Genomic DNA, 6,005 nt, shown 5'->3' with positions numbered 1-6,005 from the left:
CGGCGCCGGCATGACCGGCGCCCCGCAGGTCGTCCGCACCGTCGCCGACCTGCGCGCCGTGCTCGCGCCCCGCCGCGCCGGCGGCGTGGGCCTCGTGCCGACCATGGGCGCCCTGCACGAGGGGCACCTGTCGTTGATCCGGGCGGCGCGAGCCGAACAGGGCACCGTCGTCGTGTCGATCTTCGTGAACCCGACGCAGTTCGGCGAGGCCGCGGACCTCGCCGCCTATCCGCGCACCGAGGAGCGCGACACGGAGCTCGCGGCCGGTGCCGGCGCCGACGTCGTCTTCGCGCCGACGGTCGCCGAGGTCTACCCGGACGGGTTCGCGACGACCGTGTCGGTGGCCGGTCCCCTCACCGAGACGCTCGAGGGCGCGGTCCGCGGGCGGGCGCACTTCGACGGCGTCGCCACCGTCGTCGCGAAGCTGCTGCTGGCCGCTGCGCCCGACGCCGCGTACTTCGGCGCGAAGGACGCCCAGCAGGTCGTGGTGGTGCGCCGGCTGGTCGCCGACCTCGGCATCCCGACCCGCGTCGTCGTGATCCCCACCTCGCGCGACGCCGACGGACTGGCCCGATCCAGCCGCAACGCCCGGCTGAGCTCTGCCGAACGCGCGCTCGCCGCCGCGGTGCCGCGGTCGCTGCGCGCCGCGCAGGACGCCCTGGCAGGCGGTGAGACGGATGCCGCCGCGCTCGTCGCCGCGGGTCGTGCCGTGCTGGCGGACGCCGGGCTCGCGCCGGAGTACCTCTCGCTCGTCGACCCGGGCACGCTCGAGCCCGTCACGCGCGTCGACGGCCCGGTGCTGCTCGCCGTGGCCGTGCGCCTGGGCGCGACACGGCTCATCGACAACGTCGTGCTCGGCACGGAGAGGACACCGTCATGACCGCTCGTCCCGTCACCCTGCGCCGCCTCGGCGAGCTGTACGCGGCGGGGGAGCCGATCGTCATGGTCACCGCCTACGACTTCGTGTCGGGCCGGGTGGCCGAGCGTGCCGGCGTCGACATGGTGCTCGTCGGCGACTCCGGCGCGCAGGTCGTGCTCGGGCATCCCGACACGACCAGCGTGACCCTCGACGAGATGCTCACACTGGCGCGTGCGGTGCGTCGGGCCGTCACCACGCCGCTCGTCGTCTGCGACCTCCCGTTCGGCTCGACCGAGCTCAGCGACGAGCACGCGGTCGCGACCGCGGTGCGCTTCGTGAACGAGGCGGGGGCGGATGCGGTCAAGCTCGAGGGCGCGAACCCGGCCCGCCTGTCGCGCATCCGCGCGATCGTCGCGGCCGGCATCCCCGTCGTCGGGCACGTCGGGCTCACCCCGCAGACCGCGACCGCTCTCGGGGGCCTGCGTGCGCAGGGCCGCACCGCCGACGGCGCCCTCCGCGTCGCGCACGACGCCGTCGCGGTGGCGGAGGCGGGCGCCTTCGCGCTGGTGATCGAGGCGGTGCCGGCCGCGGTGGTCGCCGAGCTGCGACCGGGGCTGCGGATCCCCGTGATCGGCATCGGCGCCGGCCCCGCCGACGGGCAGGTGCTCGTCCAGCACGATCTGCTCGGCATGACCGAGGGCAAGGCCGCCGCGTTCGTCAAGCGCTACGCCGCGCTCGGCGACGAGATGGTCGCCGGCGTCGAGGAGTATGCGCGCGAGGTGCGCACGGGGGCGTTCCCGGGGCCCGAGCACGGATATCCGGCCGGCGAGGACGCCGCCGCGGCCGTGCGCGCCTACATCGCCGACCTGCCGGACTGAGGGCGCTACTTCGTCCCTCCCGCGGCGATGCCGGCCTTCACGTACCGCTGCGCGGCGAAGATCACGATCAGCGCGGGCACGCTCGCGATGAGGGACGCCGCCATCACGGACGCCCAGGTGTTGAACTGGGAGTTGGTCAGCGAGTAGATGAACACCGTCACCGGGTACATGTCGCCCTTGGTCACGAGGGTCAGCCCGAACAGCAGGTCGCCCCACGCGAACAGGAAGGTGAACACGGCGGCGGTGATGATCGCGTTGCGCGACAGCGGCACGACCACGCGCAGGAAGCTGCCCACCGGGCCCAGGCCGTCCAGGGTGGACGCCTCGACGATGTCGTGGTCCAGGCGCAGCATGAACGAGCGCATCAGGATGACCGCGAACGGCACCCCGGCCGTGGCGTTGGCGAGGATCAGCCCCGCGTAGCTGTTGAGGATGCCCCAGCTGTTGAACATCGCGTAGAACGAGTTCGCGAGCACGATGCTGGGGATCATCTGCGCGAGCAGCAGCAGCACGAGGGCGGTGCCCACCGCCCGCGACCGCAGCCGGCTGAGGGCGTAGGCGGCCGGGGTGGCGACCACCAGGGTCACCAGCACCGAGCCGAGGGCGACGATCAGGCTGACCCGCAGGCGTTCCAGGCCGCCGCTGTCGAAGACCGAGGTGTATCCCTCGACGCCGGGCGAGGTCGGGATCCACTGCACCGTCGCCGAGGTCACATCGGGCTGGAACGATGCCGACAGCATGAGGTAGACGGGGAACAGGTAGATCGCGAGGATCGCGACCGTCAGCAGCGTCCACCACCAGCCACGGGGACGCCGGCGCGCGGCCGTGCTCACCGCTCCGCCTTCTCACGGCGCGCCGACAGCCACGTGTAGACGAGCGCGAAGGCGAGGCTGATCAGCAGCAGCAGCATGCCGTACGCGCCCGCCTGGCCGAAGTCGAAGGTCGTGAAGGCGGCACGGTAGGAGAGCAGCCCGAGTGTGACCGTGCTATTCGCGGGTCCGCCGGAGGTGAGCACCAGCACGAGGTCGACGATCAGCAGCGCGTAGACGACGCTCATGATCACGAGCACCGAGATGACGGGCCAGATGCTCGGGATGACGATGTGGATCAGCCGCGCCCAGGGGCCGGCGCCGTCCAGCTGCGCCGCCTCGAGCTGGTCCTCCGGCACCTGCTTGAGGGCGGCGCTGAGGATCGTGGACCAGTACGGCAGACTCGCCCAGATCGCGACCAGGATGACGCACCACAGCGCGGTGCCGGGGTCGGCGAGCCAGGCGTCGGTGGGCAGGCCCAGGGTCTTCAGGATGCCGTTGACGGCGCCGTCGCCGGACAGCATCCACTTCCACACGATGGCGACCACGACCGAGGGCAGCAGCCACGGGATGAGGATCAGCAGCGGCAGCCATCTGCTGCCGGGGAAGGCCCGGTTGAACAGCAGGGCGAGCGCCAGGCCGATCACCAGCTCGGCGGTGACGGAGACGACGGTGATGAGGATCGTGTTGACGATGGCGGTGCCCAGCACGGAGGACTGGAAGATCGCGACGAAGTTGTCGAGGCCGACGAAGGGGGCCTCGCCGGTGAAGAACGTCGAGGTGGTGAAGTCGGTCGTGCTCATGTACACGCCGTAGCCGAGCGGGAACAGGAAGAACGCGGCGAAGAAGACGATCGCCGGCACCAGGAGCAGCCACAGCTCGAGGCCGCGGCGACGAGACAGCGATAGCCGGGACCGGCCGGGGGAGCGAGCCCCCGGCCGGTCCGTCGCCGCAGCGGATGAGGTCATCAGCCCGCCGCGGCGTCGGCGAGCGCGGTGGCCGGGTCGGTGCCGTTGACCGTGGCGTCCTGGATGGCCGTCACGTACTCGGCGCCCAGGGTGTTCCAGTCGGTGCCGAGGGTCGCCGGGTTGTAGCCGGTCGCGATGGCGTCGACGAACGACTGCGCCGCCGGGATCTGCGCGACGAACTCCTCCTGCGCGGCGGTCAGCGCCGGGATGTAGCCGCCCTGGACGGCCGTCTCGACCTGGTTCGCCTCCGAGGCGCGGCACTGCAGCAGCGCGGCCGCGGCCTGCTGGTGCTGCGTGTCGTCGGCGGCCGAGACGCCGTAGGCGTAGCCGAGCAGCTCGCCGCCGCTCGTGCCGCCGGCCGTCGAGGTCGGGATCGGCGCCGTCGCGTAGTCGAACGAGATCGACGAGTCGACGAGGTTCCACGGGCCGGACACCTGGATGGCCGCCTTCTCGCCCGTCCACTGGTCGCTGGAGTCCCAGCCCCAGTTCACGAACTCCTTGGACAGGCCGCCGCTGTTCACGAGGTCCTGGTACAGCGCCACGGCGTCGACCGCGCCGTCGCCGGTCACCTCGGCCGGGTCGCCGCCCGCGCTCAGCAGGAAGGAGAGGAAGTACGACGCCGTGGAGCCGTCGTCGGCGATGCCCGGCAGCACGATGCCGTAGCTGGAGTCGGTGGTCAGCGCCTCGGCGTCGGCGATCAGCTCCTCGAACGTGGTGGGCGCCTCGGTGATGCCGGCGTCCTCGAACGCCTGGGTGTTGTAGAACAGCACGTAGTTCTCGACCTGCACCGGCAGCGCGTACAGCGTGCCGTCGTACTGGCCGAGGTCGGCGACCGTGTCCGAGATGCCGTCGGTGGTGACGCCGAGGGTGCCGAGGTCGGCGAGCACGCCCTGGGCGGCGAGGGTCGGCACCTGGGTGTCGGTGCTCAGCAGCGCGATGTCGGGCAGCGACTTGGAGCTGGCGGCCTGCAGCAGCTTGGACGTGTAGTCGTCGGTGATGGTCTGGACGTCCACCGTGATCCCGAGCTGGTCGGCGCACTCCTCGAAGTACTGCTGCTGCAGCGTCTGGTACGGGTCGTAGTCGATGTTGTTCCAGACGGTCAGCGAGACGCCGCTGAAATCGGTCGCCGACGCGGTGGACGAGCTGCTGCCGGTGCAGCCGCTGAGGGCGAGGGCTGCGGCCAGGCCGGCCGCGGGCAGGGCGACGCGGAGGGTCCGCTGCGTTGTGGATGCCATGTGAGGGGTCCTTTTCTCACCCGGCGGGACGACCGGGTGTCGGGAAGACGGCCGGGTGCCGCCCCTGCGAGTCTCTCGGCCGCCACGACGCGCGGCAATCGATGTGACGACCTCGGAAACAGATCGAAACGCGGCGTAACACGACGCCGCCGGGCTTGCGTACCCGCGACACGCTGGTCCCATCGCCTTCGACGACTGGAGCCTCCGCATGACCGCATCCCCTTCCACCCCGGATCCCGCGAAGCAGTGGGTCGTCGTCGACACCGACACGGGGCTGGACGACGCCCACTCGCTGCTGTACCTGCTCGCGCAGCCGGACGTCGAGATCCTCGGCATCACGACGGTCTACGGCAACACGCCCGTGACCGAGGCCGCGCGCAACGTGGCGACGGTGCTGCAGATCGCGGGACGCGAGGACATCCCGGTGTTCCCGGGCGCCGAAGGGCCCATCCAGGGTGACGCGAACATCGCCGACTTCGTCCACGGCGCCGACGGGCTCGGCGACCGGTTCGACCGGCCGCCGGCACGGCTGGCCGACGAGCCCGCCGCCGAGTACCTGGTGCGGATCGCGAACGCCCACCCGGGGCGGGTCGACCTGCATCCGATCGGCCCGCTGACCAACATCGCCCGCGCGCTCGAGCTGGACCCCGACCTGTTCCGCAAGTTCCGGTCGGTGGTGATCATGGGCGGTGCGGGTCCCTACCCGGCCCCGGGCGACCCGGCGGTGACCGACGCGAACACCCACAACGACCGGCTCGCCGCCGAGCGCGTGTTCGGCGCGGTCAATGACGGCAACGTCGTCATGGTCGGGGTCAACGTCACCTCGCACGCGCTACTGGACGAGCACGTGCACACGATCCTGTCGTCGGTCGGGACGCCGTGGGCGCGGTTCGCCGCAGACGTGCTCGACGCGTACAACGAGTTCTACCAGTACAAGTGGGGACGCCGGATCTCGGCCGCCCACGACGGGCTGGCCACCGTCATCCTGCATCGCCCCGAGATCGTGACCGGCTGGCTGGAGGGGCCGGTCGACTTCACGCCCACCGAGGGCTCGCTCGCGACGCGCGTCGCGCTGACCAGCGACGGCCTCCCGCTCGTGTTCGGCACGCCCGACGGCCCCGCCACGCGCGCGGTGACCTCGTTCGACCGCACCGCGTTCCTGCGCCGGTTCGTCGATGCGCTCGCCCACGGCGACGCGCGCCGCGGGCTCGACGGGCCCGCGCGCGTGGCACCGGCCGACTGGGCGAACGGGCGCG

General features: G+C 72.0%; 6 protein-coding genes. 3 read left to right on the top strand and 3 right to left on the bottom strand.

The features are described 5' to 3' along the window. The first annotated feature begins 10 nt into the window (after positions 1 to 10). Positions 11 to 880, top strand: coding sequence for a pantoate--beta-alanine ligase (gene panC, locus QM626_RS05660; protein ID WP_415074866.1), 870 nt, complete (start codon positions 11 to 13; stop codon positions 878 to 880). Beyond that, positions 877 to 1,737, top strand: coding sequence for a 3-methyl-2-oxobutanoate hydroxymethyltransferase (gene panB / locus QM626_RS05655; protein ID WP_415074864.1), 861 nt, complete (start codon positions 877 to 879; stop codon positions 1,735 to 1,737). Before panC ends, panB begins: the two co-directional genes overlap by 4 nt. Positions 1,738 to 1,742: 5 nt before the next feature. Here panB and QM626_RS05650 read toward each other — a convergent pair whose 3' ends face one another. Genes QM626_RS05650 through QM626_RS05640 form a run of 3 tightly spaced genes read right to left on the bottom strand, consistent with a single transcriptional unit; the run spans position 1,743 to position 4,749 of the window. After that, a complete protein-coding gene (locus tag QM626_RS05650) occupies positions 1,743 to 2,570 on the bottom strand; it encodes a carbohydrate ABC transporter permease (protein ID WP_415074862.1) in 828 nt (275 codons plus the stop codon). Next, positions 2,567 to 3,514 carry a carbohydrate ABC transporter permease gene (locus QM626_RS05645; protein WP_415074860.1) on the bottom strand — a complete coding sequence of 316 codons (948 nt, stop codon included), beginning with the start codon at positions 3,512 to 3,514 and terminating at the stop codon, positions 2,567 to 2,569. Before QM626_RS05645 ends, QM626_RS05650 begins: the two co-directional genes overlap by 4 nt. Further along, the gene (locus tag QM626_RS05640) at positions 3,514 to 4,749 is read right to left on the bottom strand and encodes a sugar ABC transporter substrate-binding protein (protein ID WP_415074858.1); all 1,236 of its coding nucleotides are present in this window, start codon (positions 4,747 to 4,749) and stop codon (positions 3,514 to 3,516) included. The genes QM626_RS05645 and QM626_RS05640 overlap by 1 nt, the downstream gene beginning before the upstream one ends. Positions 4,750 to 4,957: 208 nt before the next feature. Here QM626_RS05640 and QM626_RS05635 point away from each other — a divergent pair. Next, positions 4,958 to 6,005 (top strand): nucleoside hydrolase (locus QM626_RS05635; protein ID WP_415074856.1); only part of this gene is annotated, 1,048 nt, incomplete at its 3' end.

The organism is Microbacterium sp., from assembly GCF_047606385.1.
Lineage (GTDB): Bacteria > Actinomycetota > Actinomycetes > Actinomycetales > Microbacteriaceae > Microbacterium.
Note: the sequence above shows the minus strand (reverse complement) of the source record. Positions and strands in the feature narration are given on the sequence as shown.